The organism is Nonomuraea pusilla, assembly GCF_900109355.1.
In the GTDB taxonomy this organism is placed as follows: domain Bacteria; phylum Actinomycetota; class Actinomycetes; order Streptosporangiales; family Streptosporangiaceae; genus Nonomuraea; species Nonomuraea pusilla.
On sequence record NZ_FOBF01000004.1, the window covers coordinates 434875 to 454683 of the forward strand.

At 70.9% G+C, this 19809-nt stretch carries 17 protein-coding genes; 6 read left to right on the forward strand and 11 right to left on the reverse strand.

Annotated features, from left to right (window positions below):
• Positions 1-34 precede the first annotated feature (34 nt).
• Complete coding sequence (locus BMX74_RS43975) at positions 35-1504, reverse strand: PucR family transcriptional regulator (RefSeq protein ID WP_091099980.1); 1470 nt, start codon at positions 1502-1504, stop codon at positions 35-37.
• 31 nt (positions 1505-1535) lie between these two features.
• The gene (locus BMX74_RS10985; RefSeq protein ID WP_143078614.1) at positions 1536-2231 is read right to left on the reverse strand and encodes a hypothetical protein; all 696 of its coding nucleotides are present in this window, start codon (positions 2229-2231) and stop codon (positions 1536-1538) included.
• A 340-nt stretch (positions 2232-2571) separates the two neighbouring features.
• On the opposite strand from BMX74_RS10985, the gene BMX74_RS10990 reads away from it, so the two are divergent.
• Positions 2572-3867: an ABC transporter substrate-binding protein gene (locus BMX74_RS10990; protein WP_055503017.1), complete on the forward strand. Its 1296-nt coding sequence runs from the start codon at positions 2572-2574 to the stop codon at positions 3865-3867.
• A gap of 178 nt (positions 3868-4045) precedes the next feature.
• Here BMX74_RS10990 and BMX74_RS10995 read toward each other — a convergent pair whose 3' ends face one another.
• The 6 genes from BMX74_RS10995 to BMX74_RS11020 form a co-directional block, all read right to left on the reverse strand.
• A complete protein-coding gene (locus tag BMX74_RS10995; protein ID WP_143078615.1) occupies positions 4046-4447 on the reverse strand; it encodes a hypothetical protein in 402 nt (133 codons plus the stop codon).
• 58 nt (positions 4448-4505) lie between these two features.
• Complete coding sequence (locus BMX74_RS11000) at positions 4506-5240, reverse strand: ABC transporter ATP-binding protein (RefSeq protein WP_236714767.1); 735 nt, start codon at positions 5238-5240, stop codon at positions 4506-4508.
• A 116-nt stretch (positions 5241-5356) separates the two neighbouring features.
• Entirely contained in the window at positions 5357-6295 is a 939-nt protein-coding gene (locus BMX74_RS11005; protein ID WP_055503015.1) for an ABC transporter ATP-binding protein, read from the reverse strand.
• Positions 6285-7283 carry a branched-chain amino acid ABC transporter permease gene (locus BMX74_RS11010; RefSeq protein ID WP_055503014.1) on the reverse strand — a complete coding sequence of 333 codons (999 nt, stop codon included), beginning with the start codon at positions 7281-7283 and terminating at the stop codon, positions 6285-6287. The genes BMX74_RS11005 and BMX74_RS11010 overlap by 11 nt, the downstream gene beginning before the upstream one ends.
• Positions 7284-7298: 15 nt before the next feature.
• Positions 7299-8588, reverse strand: coding sequence for a branched-chain amino acid ABC transporter permease (locus BMX74_RS11015; RefSeq protein ID WP_236714683.1), 1290 nt, complete (start codon positions 8586-8588; stop codon positions 7299-7301).
• A gap of 415 nt (positions 8589-9003) precedes the next feature.
• Entirely contained in the window at positions 9004-9348 is a 345-nt protein-coding gene (locus BMX74_RS11020; RefSeq protein ID WP_082535044.1) for a PaaI family thioesterase, read from the reverse strand.
• Positions 9349-9479: 131 nt separating this feature from the next.
• Between BMX74_RS11020 and polA the strand changes: the two genes are divergently transcribed.
• From polA to rpsA, 3 genes are all read left to right on the forward strand, one after another.
• Entirely contained in the window at positions 9480-12170 is a 2691-nt protein-coding gene (gene polA / locus BMX74_RS11025) for a DNA polymerase I (protein ID WP_091099986.1), read from the forward strand.
• A gap of 120 nt (positions 12171-12290) precedes the next feature.
• A complete protein-coding gene (locus tag BMX74_RS11030) occupies positions 12291-13400 on the forward strand; it encodes a polysaccharide deacetylase family protein (RefSeq protein WP_256256872.1) in 1110 nt (369 codons plus the stop codon).
• A 193-nt stretch (positions 13401-13593) separates the two neighbouring features.
• The gene (rpsA, locus tag BMX74_RS11035) at positions 13594-15075 is read left to right on the forward strand and encodes a 30S ribosomal protein S1 (RefSeq protein WP_055503010.1); all 1482 of its coding nucleotides are present in this window, start codon (positions 13594-13596) and stop codon (positions 15073-15075) included.
• Between the two features lie 280 nt (positions 15076-15355).
• Here the strand turns inward: rpsA and BMX74_RS11040 are convergent, their stop codons facing one another.
• Genes BMX74_RS11040 through BMX74_RS11045 form a run of 3 tightly spaced genes read right to left on the reverse strand, consistent with a single transcriptional unit; the run spans position 15356 to position 16483 of the window.
• Positions 15356-15928: a TetR/AcrR family transcriptional regulator gene (locus BMX74_RS11040; RefSeq protein ID WP_091099988.1), complete on the reverse strand. Its 573-nt coding sequence runs from the start codon at positions 15926-15928 to the stop codon at positions 15356-15358.
• Positions 15915-16016, reverse strand: coding sequence for a hypothetical protein (locus BMX74_RS46470; RefSeq protein ID WP_337959844.1), 102 nt, complete (start codon positions 16014-16016; stop codon positions 15915-15917). Before BMX74_RS46470 ends, BMX74_RS11040 begins: the two co-directional genes overlap by 14 nt.
• Before the next feature lie 17 nt (positions 16017-16033).
• Positions 16034-16483, reverse strand: coding sequence for an FAD-dependent monooxygenase family protein (locus BMX74_RS11045; protein WP_143078616.1), 450 nt, complete (start codon positions 16481-16483; stop codon positions 16034-16036).
• 1152 nt (positions 16484-17635) lie between these two features.
• Between BMX74_RS11045 and BMX74_RS11050 the strand changes: the two genes are divergently transcribed.
• Positions 17636-19303 carry an alpha/beta fold hydrolase gene (locus tag BMX74_RS11050; protein WP_177227306.1) on the forward strand — a complete coding sequence of 556 codons (1668 nt, stop codon included), beginning with the start codon at positions 17636-17638 and terminating at the stop codon, positions 19301-19303.
• 9 nt (positions 19304-19312) lie between these two features.
• Positions 19313-19786, forward strand: coding sequence for a GNAT family N-acetyltransferase (locus BMX74_RS11055; protein ID WP_176573371.1), 474 nt, complete (start codon positions 19313-19315; stop codon positions 19784-19786).
• Positions 19787-19809 lie beyond the last annotated feature (23 nt).

Below are 19809 nucleotides of genomic sequence, written 5' to 3' on the forward strand. Positions count from 1 at the left end.
GCCGGGCCGGGCCTCAGGTGTCGGGCGGCGCGCCTCACCGGACGAGTCTCAGCCGGACCCACAGCGCCAGCCTGACGTCAGGGTCGCCCAGGTCCACGCCGTCCTCCGCGAGCCTGCGCACGCGGTACCTGAGCGTGTTGGGGTGCACGCCCAGGCGGGCCGCCGCCGCCCGGTAGTCGCCGTGCGCCTCCAGCCAGGCCAGCACCCACTCCTCGGCGGCCGTCTCGTGCGCGAGCAGCTCCGGGTGGTCGGCGAGCAGGTGACGCACCTCCGCCAGCGCCGCCCGCGCCCGCACCTCCCCGACGTCCGCGACCCGGGGGCCGCGCGGGTCGGCCGTGAGGACGTCCAGGACCAGCGCCGCCTGCCGCGAGGAGCGGGGCAGCTCGGCGGCGGACACCACCCGGTCGCCGACGCCTGCCGCCAGCGCCCGCCTGCCGCCGGCGCGCCGCACCGCGTCGGCGGCGATCTCCCTCGCCCGGCCGCCGAGCAGGCAGTGCACGGTGTCGCCGCGCAGCACGCACGCGGCGGGCCTGCGGTAGGCGTCCAGGTAGGCCGCCACACCGTCGAGCAGGACGCCGCCCGGCACCTCGCCGGGCGGCCCGAGGGCGCCGACCGCCACCACGGTCAGGCCCGCCCGCGGGTCGAGCCCCAGCTCCGCGCAGGCGTCGCCGGCGTCGGCGCCGCCCTCCAGCGCGATCTCGGCCAGCTCGGCGTGCCTCCTGCGCACGGCGCGGGCCTGCCCCAGGTGGGCCGCGGCCAGCCGGGCGTACTCCTCCAGCAGCGCCAGCCGGTCGTCGGGGAGCCGGCCCGCGGCCTCGGAGATCCACAGCATGCCGCGCGGCTCCGCCCCGACCCTGATGCCCACGCCAACGCGGCTGCCGAAGCGGCGGGCCCGCCCGTCGGCCAGCAGCAGCCTGCGCGCCGCGGGCAGCGCCTCCTCCTCGGGGACGGCCCGGTTGAGTATCGTCTCGCGCTGCAGCTCGTCGGCCTGCCGCCCGTCCACCGCCGAGTACGCGAGCAGCCGCCACTGCGCGTCCACGATGACGGCCGGGCGGCCCAGGGCTCCCGCGATGGCGTCGGCCAGCGCCGGCAGGTCGCCGGGCGGCACGCCGCCCACGTCACCGGACGCCTCCCGCCGCGCCTCGTCCGCGGTGGCGATGTCGGCGAGCAGCGTGTACAGGTGGGTCCAGGCGAGCGGCCAGCGAAGGCCGAGCAGCGTGACACCGGCGGCGCGGGCGGCCTCGGCCAGGGGCTCTCGTGCCGCGTCGGGGCAGGGCCCCACCACCGCGGCGGCGGCCCCGGCCAGCCCGCGCACGGCCCGCGCCGCCTCCGGGGCGGCAGGATCGAGCCCCACCAGCAGCACGAGCGCGCCCGGCGCGGGAGGCACGCCCTCCAGCGGGTCGTGGACGGCCACCTCGCCCACCTCGACGGCGTCAGGGCCCTCCAGGACCTCCAGCAGGTCCTCGCCGGCCTGGCCGACGAGATGGTGCAGCGGAACGGCCACGGCGCCTCCCTCCTCCGCCCTGGGGGTGACGCTAGCGGCCCAGGCCGCAGGCGCGCAGGGCGTACTGGATGAGGCGGCCCTGCAGCGGCTCGGGCGGCACCACCGTCACCACCCGCACCTGGCCGCCGTCGATGGCGGCCCGCACCGGGAACAGGAACGCCTTCTTGGCCTCGGCGAACGCGTGGGCGTCGCAGCGGGCGGGGGTGAGCGCGATCGGCACCCTCATGGTGGGGACGGAGGCGTCCATGACCGCCAGCGGCCTTCCCGCGTGCTCCGGCTCGACCATGTAGTGCGTGGTGCCGCCCATCTCCTCCAGCGTGACCGTGCCGGGGGCGCGCCTGGTCAGCACCAGGGAGCCGCGCATCGCGCCGCCGGACTCCGTCCAGTCCTGGCCGAACGCGATGTCCACCGCCTGCCTGACGAGGAACTCGGAGCACTCGTCCCGCAGCAGCTTGGCCAGCAGCGGGTCGGGGTGGGCGACCGGGAAGACCACCGTGCGCAGCGGCTCCGAGCCGGTCCTGACCCTGGCGACCACGGTGGCGGGCCGGAGGTCGGGCAGCCGCTGCGGCGTGCACACGGCGGGCCCGAACGGGATGCGCAGGTCCGTCCGCTCGGTGCGTTTGATGACCGAGTCGGCTTTCTGCGGCGGCAGCGTCTTGAACGACGCCGTGACCAATTGCAGGTCGGCGAAGTAGACCGGCGTGTCGGAGGTATTGCGGACAGCCACTTCGAGCGCGTGCGCGGGCTCGTCGGAACGCCATTGCGCCAGCGACACCGAAACGCCGGGCGGCGGGTGGTCCGAAGGAGCGGAAGGCTGTTCCGGCGAGCCGCAGCCGGTGAGCAATGCGACCATGACGAGGGCGACCGTAAAGCGCTTCACGAGGCACATTAAGCACGCTTGAGCTGCTCTCGTAAGTTGAGGACTGATTACGACTCCGCATCCAAGTGCCGACAGTTGCCCGGCGCATCTGGTTCATCCGTCCAGGCATTTTGTACGTTTCCGTCATTCGATCGGGAACGCTCGGCGGTGCTGACGGATCCCGGCCTGGAGATGAAGGAGACACTTCATGGTCCGCATTGCTCCCGTGGGACGGGCGCTGGCTGTCGTGGCTGCCACCAGCCTCGCCCTGACAGCCTGCGGTGGTGGCGGTAGCGACACCGCCACGCAGAACTCCCAGTCTGCCGCGCCATCCTCAGCGGCTCCCGCTTCGAAGGGCGACGGCACCCTCACCATTGGCACCCTGCTGCCGCAGACCGGTTCCCTCGCCTTCCTCGGCCCGCCCGAGTTCGCGGGCGTGAACGCGGCCATCAAGGAGATCAACGAGGCCGGTGGTGTGCTCGGCAAGCCGGTGCAGAAGTTCGACACCGACTCGGGCGACACGACGACGAACATCGCGTCGCAGTCCGTTGACAAGCTGCTGTCGCAGAAGGCCGACGCCATCATCGGCGCCGCCTCCTCGTCGGTGTCGGAGTCCGTGATCGACAAGATCACGGGTGCGGGCGTCCTGCAGTTCTCGCCGGCCAACACGTCCGACAAGTTCACCACGATCAACGACCGCGGCCTGTACTTCCGCACCTCGCCCCCGGACAAGCTGCAGGGCCGCGTCCTCGGCGACCTGATCGTGTCCGAGGGCAACGACACGGTCGCCATCATGGCGATGCAGGACTCGTACGGCACCGGCCTGGCCGACCAGATCACGAAGACCGTCACGGACGGCGGCGGCGAGGTCGTCGAGCGTGTCGACTACGACCCGAAGGCGGCCGACTTCTCCGCCGAGATCGCCAAGATCAAGGCCAAGAACCCGAAGGCGATCGCCCTGGTGGGCTTCGCGGAGACCTCCAAGGTCATCCAGGAGCTGGTCAAGCAGGACATGCCGGCCAGCAAGGTGAAGTGGTACATGGTCGACGGCAACATGTCGAACACCAACTACCTCGACATGCCGAAGGGCACGATGAAGGGCGTCAAGGGCACCACCCCCGGCGCCGCCTCGCCCGACGACTTCCGCAAGAAGCTCGCCGCGGTCGACCCCAAGCTCGAGGACTACACCTACGCCCCCGAGTCGTACGACGCCATGAACCTCATCGCGCTGGCCGCCGAGGCCGCCAAGAGCGACGCGGGCGCGGACATCGCCGCCAAGCTGGCCGAGGTCAGCAAGGGCGGCGAGAAGTGCACGAACTTCAAGGAGTGCGTGGACCTGCTCAAGGCCGGCAAGGACATCGACTACGACGGCGTGAGCGGCCCGGTCGAGTTCAACGACGCCGGCGACCCGGCGGTCGCCACCATCGGCATCTACCAGTACGGCGACGACAACAAGTACCCGACCAAGGCGGTCGAGTACCGTACGGGCAACATCGCCGGCTGACGCCAGGACGTGAGGAACCGGCCGGTCCGCACCAGGACCGGCCGGCACCGCCGGCGGCCCGCGCGGGGCCGCCGCCCCCGGCCACGCGAAAGGGCCCGGTCACCTCGACCGGGCCCTTTCCGCTGCGCGGGGACACGACGCCTTGCGGGGCCGGGGCGGCGCTTCGGCCCTGGGCGGGTCAGGCGCAGCCCGCCACGATCCGGTCGGCGGCGACGCGGTACTCCTTCAGCAGCGCCACCTGCCGCTCGCGCGGCACGTCCGCCCTGGAAAGGCCCGCCGTCGTCCTCTTGACCGTCGCGACGGCCCCCGAGAGCGAGCCGGGCAGCCGGCCACCGAATTCCAGCGTGATGCCACGCAGTTCGGCCAGGCGGCCGAGCACGGCGTCCTCGAAGTTCTGCTCGTCCTCCTGGCCTTTCGGCCGGAGGAGGAGATTCGCGTAGCCGATGGCGGAGACCACCCGGGCGCACGGGCTGTCGGTGGGGTCGCCGCCGGTGCTGTATTTCTCGGCGGACGCCGGATCGTCCTGGCAGCCGACGAGAAACATGGGCAGGATGAGCGCCACTGTCGCCAAACGTTTCACAGCGCCATTAAAAAGCGTGGAAGGGGCCCCGGGGAGCCCCTTCCACGCCTCAATTCGGTTATGCCTTCGCGAGGGTCCCGAGATACAGCTCGATGACCTTCGGGTCGTTCGCGAGCTGCCTGCCGGTGCCGGTGTAGGCGTTGCGGCCCTGGTCCAGCACGTACCCGCGGTGGCAGATCTGCAGGCAGCGCCTGGCGTTCTGCTCCACCATGATCACGGTCACGCCGGCCTTGTTGATCTGCTGCGCCTGGATGAACACCAGGTCCTGCAGCTTGGGCGACAGGCCCGCCGACGGCTCGTCCAGCAGCAGCACCGACGGCTCGGTCATGAGCGCCCTGGCCATCGCCACCATCTGCCGCTCGCCGCCCGACAGGGAGCCGGCGCGCTGCTTGCGCCGCTCCTTGAGCGCGGGGAACAGCTCGGCCACGAACTCGAAGCGCTCCTTGAACCTGCCGGGCACCTGGAAGGCGCCCATCTCGAGGTTCTCCTCGATGGTCAGGCTCGGGAACACGTTGTTGGTCTGCGGGACGTACCCGACGCCGCGCGAGACCAGCGAGTGGGCCTTCATGTTGGTGATGTCCTCACCCTTCAGCGTCACGGTGCCGCTGCGGATGGTCACCAGGCCGAACATCGCCTTGAGCAGGGTGGACTTGCCCGCGCCGTTGGGGCCGATGATGCCGATCAGCTCGCCCTCGCGGACGTACAGGTCGGCGCCGTTGAGGATGTTGACGCCGGGGAGGTAGCCCGCGATGAGCTCGTCGCAGCGCAGCACCGCCTCCCTGGCGCCCTCCAGGTGGTCGCCGCGGTCGCTGACGGCCTGCTTGGACACGGTCTCCTGCTGCGCCTCGTCCTGCTGGGCCTCGGTCTCGGTCTCGGGGGCCGGGTGCTGCTCGCGCTCGGGGACGGCGTTCACTTCTGCGTCTCCTCTTCGATCTCGGCCTCGAGCGCCGCCTCCGCCTCCTGGAGCTGCTCGGTCAGCTCGCTCTCCGACAGGGGCGCGTCGTGGTGGGCGCCCAGGTAGGCGTCGATCACGCGCTCGTCCGACATGATGGTGTCCGGCGGGCCCTCGGCGATCACCGAGCCCTGGGCCATGACGACGACCCAGTCGCTGATGTCGCGGACCATGTCCATGTCGTGCTCGACGAACAGCACCGTCATGCCCTGCTCGCGCAGGTCCTTGACGTGGCCGAGCAGCGACTGGGTGAGCGCCGGGTTGACGCCCGCCATGGGCTCGTCCAGCATCACCAGCTCGGGCTCGACCATCAGCGCCCGCGCCATCTCCAGCAGCTTGCGCTGGCCGCCGGACAGCGACCCGGCGAAGTCGTCGCGCTTGGCGGCGAGCTTGAACCTGGTCAGCAGGTCCTCGGCCCGCTCGGTGATCGCGTCCTCCTGCCCGCGCCAGAACGACGGCACCAGCGCGCGCCAGAAGTTCTCGCCCTTCTGCTGCTGGGCGCCCAGGCGCATGTTCTCCATCACCGTCAGCCTGGACAGCGCCTTGGTGAGCTGGAACGTGCGCACCATGCCGGCCCGCGCCACCTTGTGCGCGGGGACGCCGTTCATCCTGCGCCCGTTGAACGTCCACGACCCGGCGTCGGCCGTGTCGAAGCCGGTGAGCTGGTTGAAGAAGGTCGTCTTGCCGGCGCCGTTGGGGCCGATGAGCGCCGTGATGGAGCCGCGCTGGATCTCGACGTGCTTGACGTCCACGGCGGTCAGGCCGCCGAAGCGGCGCACGACGTCGTCGACGACGAGGATCGGGTCGGGCTTGGGCACGCCCGGGTCGTGCGCCAGGTCCTTGAAGGCGGCCAGCGCCGCGGCCTTGCGCTCGCTGGTCGTGGTCTCAGCGCGCATCGATCGCAATCTCCCTCTTGTCGCCGAAGATGCCCTGTGGCCGGAAGACGAGCAACAGGATCAGGCCGAGACCCACCAGGATGTAGCGGACGGGACCGACCTGGATGGAGGTCATGAACGGGATGTAACCCGCCGCGACCGCCTCGCTGAGCACGCCGTAGACCAGGACGAGCAGCACCCAGAAGATCATCGAGCCGATGACGGGGCCCAGCACGCGGGCGGCGCCGCCGAGGATGACGATGGTGTAGCAGTAGAAGGTGGTCTCGGTGCCGAAGATGTCGGGCTGCACCGACGCGAACGCCAGGCCGTAGACGAAGCCGCCGAGGCAGCCGATGACGCCGCCCAGCACGAGCGACTGCATCTTGTACGAGAAGACGTTCTTGCCGAGGCTGCGCACGGCGTCCTCGTCCTCGCGGATGGCCTTGAGCACGCGGCCCCAGGGGCTCTTCATCAGCAGGTAGACGATCCCGCAGCAGACGGCGATGAGGAGCCAGCCGACGAGCAGCACCCACAGCAGCCGGTGGTTGAAGAAGATCGGGACGGGCCCGAGGTTGAAGCCGTAGTCCCCTTCTGGGAAGGGGTTGAGCGCGTAGAAGCCGTCGGAGAAGCCGCGCTGGCCGTCGGAGCCGCCGAAGACGTCCTTGAACGCCACCGAGCGGAAGATCAGCCGGACGATCTCGGCCGCCGCGATGGTGACGATGGCCAGGTAGTCGGCGCGCAACTGCAGCGTGGGGATGCCCAGCAGGACGGCGAGCAGGACGGCGGCCCCCAGCCCGACGAGGATGCCGAGCCAGAACGGCAGGTTCATGACGGCGACCGTGACGGCGAGGCCGTACCCTGCGACGCCCATGAACGCGGCCTGGCCGAAGTTCAGCAGGCCCGTGTATCCGAAGTGGATGTTGATGCCGATGGCGGCGAGTCCGTAGAGCACCGTCTCGACGCCGACGGCCGACTTGAGCGTGGTGCTGATGATCGTGATCCAGTCCATGACTGCCTCCCCCGACTAGCCGATCCGCTCGCGGCGGCCGAGGATGCCCTGCGGCCTGACGAGGAGCACGATGATGAGGACGGCCAGCGCGCCGACGCTCTTGAGCTCCGGCGGCACCCACAGCGTCGAGACCTGGATGAACAGGCCGACGACGATGGAGCCGACGAGCGCGCCGAACGCGGTGCCGAGGCCGCCGAGCGTCACGCCGGCGAAGATGAGCAGCAGGATGTCCTGGCCCATCGTGTACTTCAGGTTCTGCGACAGGCCGAGCATGACGCCGGCGAGCGCGGCCACGCCGCCGCCGAGGGTCCAGATGATCCGGATGACGCGGTCGACGTTGATGCCGGACGAGGCGGCGAGCGCCGGGTTGTCGGCCACGGCGCGGGCGGCCTTGCCGGTGCGGGTGCGCAGCAGCGCGACGCCCACGACGATCAGCACGACGAGCTCGACGGCCATGGCGACGAAGTTCTTGGGCGCGGCGGAGATCGGGCCGATCTGCACGCCGGGCTGGGCGGTGTACTGCGCGAACGCCTCGTTCTGGCCGCCGAAGAAGAGCAGGAAGACGTAGCGGAGGAAGAGCGCCACGCCGATCGAGATGATCATCATGGCGATGGTGCCGGTGCCGCGGCGGCGCAGCTGGCCCCAGAAGAAGCGGTCCTGGGCGTAGCCGAGCGCGGCGGCGACGATCACCGCGATGACGGCGGCGGGGATGAGGTGGAGCCCCATGCCGACGTTGAACGCGTACGCGAGGATCGCGCCGAGTGTGACCAGCTCACCGTGGGCGAAGTTGGTCAGGCCGGTGGTGCCGTAGACGAGCGAGAGGCCGAGCGCGGCCAGGGCGATGATCAGGCCGAGGTTGATCCCCTCGAAGGTGAGCTGCGCGAACTGCGTCCAGAAGGGGCTCTCCTCGGCGGACGCGTTCTGCTGCTGGCCCGGCGCGCCCTTGGGCTGCAGCGCGAACAGGACGGCCGAGCAGTTGCCCTCGTACACGGTGAGGGTCCTGACGTTGGTGCCCCCGCGCACTTCCGCGTTCTGCGGAAGCGAGCTGACATCCAGCGTGACCTTGTATTTCCCGGGTTTGTCGACCTGAACGTCCCAGGCGCCTTGGGCATTGGTGGCGACTTCCTTGACGGGTTGTCCGCCTTCGGTGGTCACCGCGATTTTCACGCCGTTCACTGGCTGGCCTTGGAGTTTGAGCGTCCCCTTCAGACCCTGGCATTCGGCCGGGCCCGCGTGCGCGGGACCGGCGAGCAGGAAGACGAGTCCACCCAGGAAGGCCGTGAACGCGATCACGGCTCTGCGCAATGGTGCTCCCTCAAGGTAGGTCAAGGCGGGGTTTTGCCCCTCCATCTCGACACGCGGGCATCGCAGGCACAACTGGGATGCTGTGGCGGGAGCCTATTCCGGCAACGCCCGGTTCAGTACCGTTCGTCACCAATTAGAGACATGCGTGTGTCACTCATGTGAGGAAGTAAAAGCCAGGTCAGGGGCTAAATGAAGGAAGACACCTGGCGCGCCGGAAACGAAGCGATAACGAGGGCGCGGAAAGAAGGAAGGCGGCGCGGAAACGGAAGACGAGCCCGCGGGAGCGGCCTTTGGGGCCGTGCAGGGCTTCCCCGGCCGCACACGTTATCTACCGGGCCTCCCCGCGGGCTCTGTTGCGAACACCGTAGCGACCCGCGGGGCCCGGCGAAAGGGGGATCTTGAGGAATCAGAGGGTCTATTTGTCGCGCAGCATGCAGGTGAGGCGGGAGGTGCACACGCGCCGGCCCTGCTCGTCGCTGATCACGATCTCGTACGTCGCCAGCGTGCGCCCGCCGTGCAGCCGCGTGGCCACCCCCGTGACGTGGCCCGACGTGGCCGACCGGTGGTGGGTGGCGTTGATCTCGATGCCCACCGCGATGCGCTCGCGGCCCGCGTGGACGGCCGCGCCCACCGAGCCGAGCGTCTCGGCCAGCACCGCCGACGCCCCGCCGTGCAGCAGCCCGTACGGCTGGGTGTTGCCCTCGACCGGCATCCTGCCGACCACCCGCTCCGGCGTCACCTCCAGGAACTCGATGCCCATCCGGTGGGCCAGCGTGCCCGCGTGCACGTTGCCGTACTCGTCCAGCAGCGCCGGGTCCGTGTGCGTCAAGGGGATGCCTCCACTGTTCCGAGCTCGGGTTTTCTGTCGCAGACGCAGACTAGGCTGCGTGTGTGCCGAAGAGTGAAGTGACCCCCAGCCGCCCGTGCCTGCTGCTGCTCGACGGGCATTCGCTGGCTTACCGTGCGTTCTACGCGCTCAAGGACGCCAACCTGATGACCACCGACGGTCAGCACACCGAGGCGGTCTACGGGTTCACCTCCATGCTGACGAACGTCCTGCGCGACGAGCGGCCCACGCACGTCGCCGTGGCCTTCGACAGGTCGGAGCCCACGTTCCGCCACGAGGAGTACGCCGAGTACAAGGCCAACAGGAGCGAGACCCCCGAAGACTTCCGCGGGCAGATGCAGCTCATCTTCGAGCTGCTCGACACCATGCGCATCCCGCACCTGTCCAAGCCCGGCTTCGAGGCCGACGACCTCATCGCCACGCTCGCCACCCGGGCCAGCGCCGAGGGCATGAACGTCCTCGTCGTCACCGGCGACCGCGACGCGCTCCAACTCGTCGACGAGCACGTCACCGTCCTGATGACCCGCCGCGGCATCAGCGACATGACCAGGTTCACGCCCGAGGCCGTCGAGGAGAAGTACGGCCTGACCCCGCGCCAGTACCCCGACTTCGCGGCGCTGCGCGGCGACCCCAGCGACAACCTGCTCAGCATCCCGGGCGTGGGGGAGAAGACCGCCGCCAAGTGGGTGCGCGAGTTCGGCTCCCTCGCCACCCTGGTCGACCGCGTCGACGAGGTGAAGGGCAAGGTCGGCGACAAGCTGCGCGAGCACGTCGCCCAGGTGCTGATGAACCGCAGGCTCACCGAGCTGCTGCGCGACGTGCCGATCGACGTCGAGCTGGGCGACCTGCGCCAGGGCGACTGGGAGCGCGAGGAGGTCAACAAGCTCTTCGACACCCTGCAGATCCGCGGCGAGCTGCGCGAGCGCGTCTTCAAGGTGCTCGGCACCGGCGAGCGCGAGCCCGACCAGGGCTTCGAGGTCGAGACCGTGATCCTCGGGCCCGACCGCGTCGCCGGCTGGCTCGCCGCCCTGCCCGAGGGCCGCGCGGGCGTCGCCTTCAAGGGCGTGTACGGCAGCGGCAGCGGCCGCGTCGACGGCATCGCGATCGCCTCGCCCGCGGGCACGGCGGCGTACGTCGACCCGGTGAAGCTGACCGAGGCCGACGAGGCCGCGTTGCGCGCGTGGCTGGCCGACCCGGCCAGGCCCAAGGTCGTCCACGACGCCAAGGGCCCCGTCCTCGCGCTGTGGGCGCAGGGCATGGAGCTGAACGGGCTGAGCTGCGACACCGCGCTCGCCGCCTACCTCGCCATGCCGGGGCAGCGCACGTTCGCCCTCGAAGACCTCGCCAGGCGCTACCTCAACCGCGACCTGCGCGCGGAGGAGGAGTCCACGGGGCAGGCCGCGCTGTTCGGCGACGACGAGGACGCCCCGGCCAAGGACCTCGCGCTGCGCGCGCACGTGGCACGCGAGCTGGCCGAGGCGCTCGAGAGCTTCCTGTCCGGCCGCGGCGGCACCCACCTGCTCGGCGACGTGGAGCTGCCGCTGCTGGCCGTCCTCGCCGAGATGGAGCGCACCGGCATCGCCGTCGACAGCGAGTACTTCGCGGGCCTGGAGGCCGAGTTCGGCGCGGCGGTCAAGCAGGCGGTCGAGGAGGCCCACCGCTCGGTCGGCGAGCAGTTCAACCTGGGCTCGCCCAAGCAGCTGCAGGAGATCCTCTTCACCCGGCTCAACCTGCCGAAGACGAAGAAGATCAAGACCGGCTACAGCACCGACGCCGACCAGCTCGCCTGGCTCGCCACCCAGACCGACCACGAGCTGCCCACGATCATGCTGCGCCACCGCGACCAGCAGAAGCTGCGCACCACGGTCGAGGGGCTGATCAAGGAGATCGCCGACGACGGCCGCATCCACACCACCTTCAACCAGATCATCGCCGCCACGGGCCGCCTGTCGTCCGAGAAGCCCAACCTGCAGAACATCCCGATCCGCACCGCCGAGGGCCGCCGCATCCGGCAGGGCTTCGTGGTCGGCGAGGGCTACGAGACGCTGCTCACGGCCGACTACAGCCAGATCGAGCTGCGCATCATGGCGCACCTGTCGGGCGACGAGTCGCTGATCGCCGCGTTCGAGTCGGGTCACGACTTCCACCAGGCCACCGCCGCCCGCGTGTTCGACCTGCCGCCCGAGCAGATCGACGGCGAGCTGCGGGCCAGGATCAAGGCGATGAACTACGGCCTGGCGTACGGGCTGTCCGACTTCGGGCTGTCCACCCAGCTCAACATCCCGGTGGCCGAGGCGCGGGCGCTGAAGGAGGAGTACTTCGAGGAGTTCGGCGGAGTGCGCGACTTCCTGCAGGCCATCGTCCAGCAGGCGCGCAGCGACGGCTACACCGAGACCATCATGGGCCGCCGCCGCTACCTGCCCGACCTGACCAGCGACAACCGCCAGCGTCGCGAGATGGCCGAGCGGATGGCGCTCAACGCCCCGATCCAGGGCTCGGCCGCCGACATCATCAAGGTGGCCATGCTCAACGTGCGGCGGGCGCTGCGCGAGGAGGGGCTGGCCTCCCGGATGCTCCTCCAGGTCCACGACGAGCTCGTCTTCGAGGTGGCGCCGGGCGAGCTGGAGGCACTCACGCGGCTGGTGTGCGACCAGATGAACGCCGCCTACCACCTGCGGGTCCCGCTGGAGGTGTCGGTGGGGGTCGGCCGCACGTGGGAGGACGCCGGACATTAAGAACTGTTTATCCCGATATGACGGGGAAGTCGGTCTTGTGGTGATCGGCGGTGCTCGCCGATACCGGGGTGGTTCTGGACTACTCTGAGATCAGTTTCCCCCGAGTAGCACGGGAGTTTCGTGCGGATTTCAGCGTCTCTCACGCGGGTCATCGGTCTGGCGAACGTGGCCGTGGTCACGACGGCCGTCATCGGGCTCGGCCTCATGCCGTCCGATGGCGCGCCGCACGTGCGGCCCGACCTCACCGGCAACGCCGGGGCCAGTCTCGAAGGCGTCACGAAGCCCACACAGGCGCCGCAGGACGCCGGGCAGCCACCCGGCGTCGTCGCCACGCCCGAGTTCGCGCGGCAGATCCACGCCAACGAGCTCGGGCTGGTCCCGATCCTGATGTACCACCGGATCGTTCCAAAGCGGCTCGCCTCCATCGACCGCACCCCCGACCAGCTCAGGAAGGAGCTGGAGAAGCTCGCCAGGCAGGGGTACGTGCCGATCACGGCCAGGGAGTTCGCCACGGGCCAGATCCAGGTGCCGGCCGGGAAGTCGCCCGTCGTCCTCACCTTCGACGACGGGCACCCCTCCCACTTCGGCCTCGACTCCGCGGGCAACCCCAAGCCCGACACCGCCGTGTCGATCATCATGGACGTCTCCCGGCGCTACCCGGGCTTCCGTCCTGTCGCCACGTTCTGGGTGAACAGGGCGCCGTTCGGGCTGGAGGACACCGCGTCGCAGAAAGCGGCGGTGAGCTGGCTGACCGGCCACGGCTTCGAGGTGGCCAACCACACCTGGGCGCACCCCGACCTGCGCGCGCTGCCGAAGAAGAAGGTCCGCGAGCAGATCACCCGGCTCGAACGCCTGCTCGTCAAGCTCGGCGTGGGGCCCTCCAAGACCCTGGCCCTGCCGTACGGGTCGATGCCGCGCGCCAGGAAGATCGCGATCAAGGGGAACTGGGACGGCACCCGGTATGATTTCGCGGGCGTCTTCCTCGCCGGGGCCGAGCCGTCGCTTTCGCCCTACGCGAAAAAGTTCGACCGTCTGGCGATCCAGCGCATCCAGAGCAACGGCAAGAAGGGCGAGTGCCGCAAATGGTGCTCCCAGTACTGGCTGGAGTGGCTGAACAAGCACCCCGGCGAGCGCTACGTCTCCGACGGCGACCCGGAGCGGATCTCCATCCCGCGGCGACTTCGAGGTAATATCGATCTAAAGCGGAGACCACAGGTCAACGCCTATTGATTCCTGGCACGGATTGACCCCGTGGCCATCGTCTCATATGCTGATCGCTGCGCTGTGGGCTCGCGCGCGCCTCAGACGGAGCGGGCTCGCGCTCGGTCACGTCGATGTCGTAATTCCTCGGCTTGATGCGGAAGAGGGCCTGCCGCGCGTCCGCCACATCGACATCCTGTCCGCGTTCGGAGCAATTCCACACATGACGTCCAGCACTGAGGCCACCTCGAGCACCCCGCAGGTAGCGGTCAACGACATCGGGTCCGAGGAAGCCTTCCTCGCCGCGATCGACGAGACCATCAAGTACTTCAACGACGGCGACATCGTCGAGGGCACCGTCGTCAAGGTCGATCGAGACGAGGTCCTTCTCGATATCGGCTACAAGACCGAGGGTGTCATCCCCTCGCGCGAGCTTTCGATCAAGCACGATGTCGATCCTGCTGACGTCGTGGAGGTCGGCGAGCACGTCGAAGCCCTGGTTCTCCAGAAGGAGGACAAGGAGGGCCGCCTGATCCTGTCCAAGAAGCGCGCCCAGTACGAGCGCGCCTGGGGCACGATCGAGAAGATCAAGGACGAGGACGGCATCGTCACCGGCACCGTCATCGAGGTCGTCAAGGGCGGCCTCATCCTCGACATCGGCCTGCGGGGCTTCCTCCCCGCGTCGCTGGTGGAGATGCGCCGGGTCCGCGACCTGCAGCCGTACGTCGGGCGCGAGCTCGAGGCCAAGATCATCGAGCTCGACAAGAACCGCAACAACGTGGTCCTGTCGCGCCGCGCCTGGCTCGAGCAGACGCAGTCCGAGGTCCGCCAGACCTTCCTCAACACCCTGCAGAAGGGTCAGGTCCGCAAGGGCGTCGTCTCCTCGATCGTCAACTTCGGCGCCTTCGTCGACCTCGGTGGGGTCGACGGCCTGGTGCACGTGTCCGAGCTGTCCTGGAAGCACATCGACCACCCCTCCGAGGTCGTCGAGGTCGGCCAGGAGGTCACGGTCGAGGTCCTCGACGTCGACATGGAGCGCGAGCGCGTCTCCCTGTCGCTCAAGGCGACCCAGGAAGACCCGTGGCAGCAGTTCGCCCGCACCCACCAGATCGGCCAGGTCGTGCCGGGCCGCGTCACCAAGCTGGTGCCGTTCGGCGCGTTCGTCCGGGTCGAGGAGGGCATCGAGGGCCTGGTCCACATCTCCGAGCTGGCCGAGCGCCACGTGGAGATCCCGGAGCAGGTCGTCCAGGTCGGCGACGAGATCTTCGTGAAGATCATCGACATCGACCTCGACCGTCGCCGCATCAGCCTCTCGCTGAAGCAGGCCAACGAGGGCGTCGGCACCGAGGTCGAGTTCGACCCGACCCTGTACGGCATGGCGGCCACGTACGACGACCAGGGCAACTACATCTACCCCGAGGGCTTCGACCCCGAGACGGGTGAGTGGCTCGAGGGCTTCGACAAGCAGCGCGAGGAGTGGGAGCGGCAGTACGCCGAGGCCCAGCAGCGCTTCGAGGCCCACAGGCGGCAGATCGAGGAGGCCCGCAAGGCCGAGGCCGAGGCGGGCGAGGCCGCTCCCTCGTCCTACAGCGGCGAGACGCAGTCCCAGTCGGGCGGCTCCTCGTCGGCCCCGGCCGGTGGCGCCCTCGCCTCCGACGAGGCGCTCGCGGCTCTCCGCGAGAAGCTCGCCGGCGGCCAGAGCTGAGCCCAGGCCACCCAGGCCAGGCAACGCCTTGACAGGAAGGCCCCGCACGGAGACGTGCGGGGCCTTCCCGCATTCAAGGACGCCTCACGGGCACCGCCGCCCCTCGCTCCGCAACGGCAGCCGTTCAGCATGCCGGCCGCCCACCTCAACGGCCTGGGCCGCTACGCGATCGCTTCCTCAACTCCCGACAAAGGTCTGCGGCCGCCGCAGGTCTGACTTTCGCAGCGGTCTCGGCGCGAACGTGAGTGCCCGAGCGGGGTTCACGCGAGGGGTTATGTCCCTATCGGCGTCTGGTGGGGACCAGGAGAGCCCGTACGGCAGTGCGGATCACTTCGCTTGGGGACTCGGGCACGCCGGTGGTGAGAGCGGTGAAGAGAACGCCCAGCACGCTCACCTCCAGCAGCATGGCGTCGTCCTGGCTGATGTCGATTCCGGCGGCGCGGCATTGGCGGATGATGAGATCGCTTCGGCCGTGCAGGGCGTCGGTCAGCGTGTGCCGCAGACGGGGGTTTCTGGTGCTCTCCAGGTGCAGCTCGAACAGGGCCAGCGGATCGTGCCGGTCGTCGGTCAGCATCATCGTCAGGACGGCGACCAGCGCTTCCTCCAGATCGGCCGGCGAGATCGGCCGGACGGTGTAGGCGTCCACGCGTTCGCCGAGCCGGTGGGTGATCCGCTCGATGACCCCGTTGAGCAGCGCGTCGCGGGTGCGGAAGTAGCGCGAGGTGGTGCCGGCCGGTGCGGCGGCGGCGGTGTCGACGGCTCTGTGGGTCAGCCCGTGTGACCCCTGCTCGGCCAGCACCGTGATGGCCGCGTCCGCCAGGTGGTCGCGGCGCTGCGGGTTAGGCGGCGGCATGGTTTCCCTCCCTGTCGGTGTGGCCGGCCGAGCCACACCATCTCACCAGAGCCGCTTCGACACCGGTGTGATCCCCGGCCCAGGCCACGTAGCCGTCCGGGCGGATCAGCGTCGCCTCGGGCCTGGTGCTGGAAAGGGCCTGGCGTGCCGTACGCGATTGCGCCAGGGGGCCGGCACTCCCTTGTCGGAGAGCAGGACGAAGGTGCCGGCGCGCAGCACTTCATACAGACGGCCGGCATCCGTCGGGCCGTCGGGGGCGCGGCGCCCGGCCGGCGGGTGGGCGCCCGGCTCGCTCGGCGGGTAGGCGAACTCCAGGCCGGACAGCTTGCCGAGGACGCGGCGGCTGCCGGGAGCGGTGTGGAGCAGGGTCGCCATGATGCGCCGGTTGATCTCCAGGCGCACTCGTGAACCGCCGAGCACCAGCCCGGTGAGGTGGTCGGTCATGGCCAGCACGGCCGAGCCGACGGGGTGCCGCTCGGCGTGGTAGGCGTCGAGCAGCCAGGTCGCTACATCTGTAGCTTGTGGATGGCTGGGACCCCCGGCCCTGTTCGCCACAGCCCCTCCGTACGCTCCGCGCTGTAAGAGCCTCGCCGCCGTCCCGTCCCGCAGGCGCCCAGCCCTCTGTGCGGGCCCCCAGTGCTGTCCTGGTGGCCGTACCGGGTGTCAAGGGCAATCTGGGCCATGTGCGGGCTTTCCGGGACACTGCGAGCGTCTCAGGCGCGCGTGGCGGCCTCTGGTGCGGTCACGGCTCTCACGAGGAGGGCGCTCGGCTGTGCGGGGGGTGGTGTCGTGCGCGTGCACGGTCTGGATGTCCGTGCCCTCTCTGTACCCGCCTTTCTCCAGGCGGCTGGGCGGGGAGGATTTTCCGCGCCTCCAGGCGAGCCGGGACCGGCCCTTCCCGTATCGCGGGAGGCCGGGCCGGAGCTCTGGACGCGCCGGGTGGTGAGCGTCCACGCGCCGGGTGGTGAGCGTTCAAGGGGCGGGTGGTGAGCGTCCACGGGTCGGGTGGCGTCCACGGGTCGGGTGGCGTCCACGGGTCGGGTGGTGAGCGTTCACGGGCTGGGTTGTGGGTGTCAAGGTGTCCGGTGGTGAGCGTCCGTCCGCAGCCCGGCCGTGGGTTGTCGGGGCGTCGGTCGTGAGCGTCCATGGCCGGGCGCTGAGTGTCGATCCGCTGGGTCGTCAGCTCCACGGGCCGGCCTCCAAGCGTTTGCTGCGCATGCCGGGTCCCCGCGGGATGGTCGTCTGGGATAGCTGGATTTATCGGGATGGTTCGCTGGGTGGGGCGCGAGATTTTACCTGCGGCTCCTGGCAACCCCCGGCGGGACGGTGCGGGCGCTGACACACTGCGGCGCAGGCACCGACCATGGGGGGAGTGGCGCATTGGGAATGCTGCAGCGGGTGGTCCCGGTGACGGCCCTCACGGTTCTCTGCGCCGCCGTCCCACCCCCGGCACTCGCCACCACCCCTGAGCAACGGCTCACACCCCTGTCCCCGGTGCCCGCCGCGGTTTCGCCGTATGAGGGTGCCCTTCCGGCGCCGGTGCTCGCCGACGTCTCCTGGCAGGCCGTCAGGCGCCCGGCCCCTGTTCTCGCGTCCGCCTCTGATCGTTCGGTCCCGGGAGTGCCCGTGGCCGTCTGGGATCGTTCGGTGCCGGGGGCGGCCCCGGCCGTTTCGGGGCGTTCCGTTCTGGCTGCCGGCGGTCCGTACGTGCCCCGTGCCCTGGACTGGCGGGACTGCGGTGACGGGCTGCGGTGCGCGTCCCTGCGAGTGCCGGTGGACTGGGGCCGTCCCGGCGGGGCCGCCACGTCCGTGGACGTCGCCCTGCTGCCCGCCCAGGACCCCTCGCGGCGGCTCGGCCACATCGTCGTCACCCTCGGGTACGGCTCCACGGTCGCCGCCGTGCGCGCGAGGCCCGACACGGTGAGCGAGCTGGCGCGGTGGTTCGACGTCGTGCTGGCCGAGCCGCGCGGCGCCGGCGTCCGTTGCGCCACGCCGCAGCCTGATCCGGCCCGGCTGGAGGCCGCCGGGCGTGGGGGGTGGCGGGCGTTCGCCAGGGCCGGCGCCGCGTACGACCGGAGCTGTCGCCGGGCCGCGGGGGCCGCGTACGCCGGGCTGACCTCCTGGCAGGCGGCCCACGACCTGGACGCGCTGCGCACCGCCCTGGGCGAGAGCAGGCTCACCTACCTGGGCGACTCCGCGGGCGCGGTGATCGGGCAGGCGTACCTGGAGCTGTTCGCCGGGCGGGTGGGGCGGATGTACCTGGAGGGCGTCGCCGACCACACCGAGCCCGGCCTGGAGGCGCGGCTGCTCTCGCGGGCGCGGGCCGCCGAGGCCATGCTGCGGGAGTTCCGGAGCTGGTGCGCCGCCCTGCCGGCCTGCCCGCTGCGCCGAAGGGACGCGCTGACCGCCTTCGACGACCTGGTACGGCGGGCGCCGCTACGGGCGGGCGAGGACCGGGTTCTGACGGCCGCGCAGGTGGCCTCGGCCGTACGGAACGGCCTCGACCAGGGGCGGCGTACCGAGCTGGCGCAGGCCATGGAGAGCGCCCTGCACGGCGACGCCACCGCCCTGGCGACCCTGCTGCCGACCGCGCCCGCCGCATCCCTCGCGTCGGCGGGGCCGGTTCCGTCCGCATCCCTCGCGTCGGCGGGGCCGGTTCCGTCCGTCGAGCAGGCGGGACTCGCGACCGGGGTGGCGTACTGCCGGGACTTTCCGACGGGGGTGACGGCATACCGGGAGTACCGGCAGATCGAGGCCCGGCTGCGGGCGGCGGCGCCCCGGGTGGGGTGGCTGAGCGGGAGGCGCGAGATCGCCCGCTGCCTGGGCATCGCCCCGGGCCCGAGCTGGCCCCCGCACCAGCCGCAGCGGCGGCAGGAGGCGCAGTCGCCGCCGGCCGCCGCACGGCTGGAGCCGCTGGAGCCGTCGGCTGCCGCACGGCTGGGGCCGCTGGAGTCGTCGGCCGCGGGACGGTCGGGGCCGCTGGAGTCGTCGGCCGCGGGACGGTCGGCGCCGCTGGGGTCGCCGGCCGCTGGACGGTCGGCGCCGGCGGTGACCGGCCGGTTCCTGGCGGCTGAGGGGGGCGGCTCGGTGGCTCGGGTGGACGCTGTCGCTCGGCGTGCTGGGCGGGTGCTGGTGGGGGCCGGGAGGTCGGACGCGGTGACGCCTGCCTCCGGTGCCGCGCGGGTCGCCGCCGCGTTCCCCGGCGCGGTGCTGCTGCGGCACGGCGACGGGCACGGCGCGTACCTGGAGCAGGGGGTGCGCAAGCTGCGCGCCTCCTGCCTGCGCAGTCACGTGCACGACTACCTGGTCAACGGGCGGCTGCCGCGGCCCGGCACCACCTGCGGGGGAGAGCTCGGCGGCGTCCTCGACGGGTGAAGTAGGGTGCTGCCCGTGAAGATCGTGCAGGCGGTGCCCGGCGACGCCGGGGAGATCCTCACCGTGCAGCGCGCGGCCTACGTCGCCGAGGCGCAGCTCTACGGAGACCCCTTCATCCCGCCGCTGGTCGAGTCGCTGGCGCAGGTGCGCAAGGCGGTCGAGACGGGCGTGGCGCTCAAGGCGGTCGAGGACTCCCGGCTGGTGGGCGCGGTGCGCGGGCGGCTGTCGGGCTCCACCTGCCGGGTGGGGCGCCTCGTCGTCGTCCCCGACCTGCAGGGCAGGGGCGTCGGCACGGCGCTGCTGACCGCCCTGCACGAGCGGCTGCCGCAGGCGGAGGCGTTCGACCTGTTCACCGGCCACCTGTCGGAGGGGAACCTGCGCCTGTACCACCGTCTCGGCTACCGGGAGACGCGCAGGGAACGCATGGACGACCATCTGACCCTGGTCCACCTGCGCAGGACGCGGCCCGCCCCGCAGGGCTGAGGGCTGCCGTCCTGCGCGCGGGT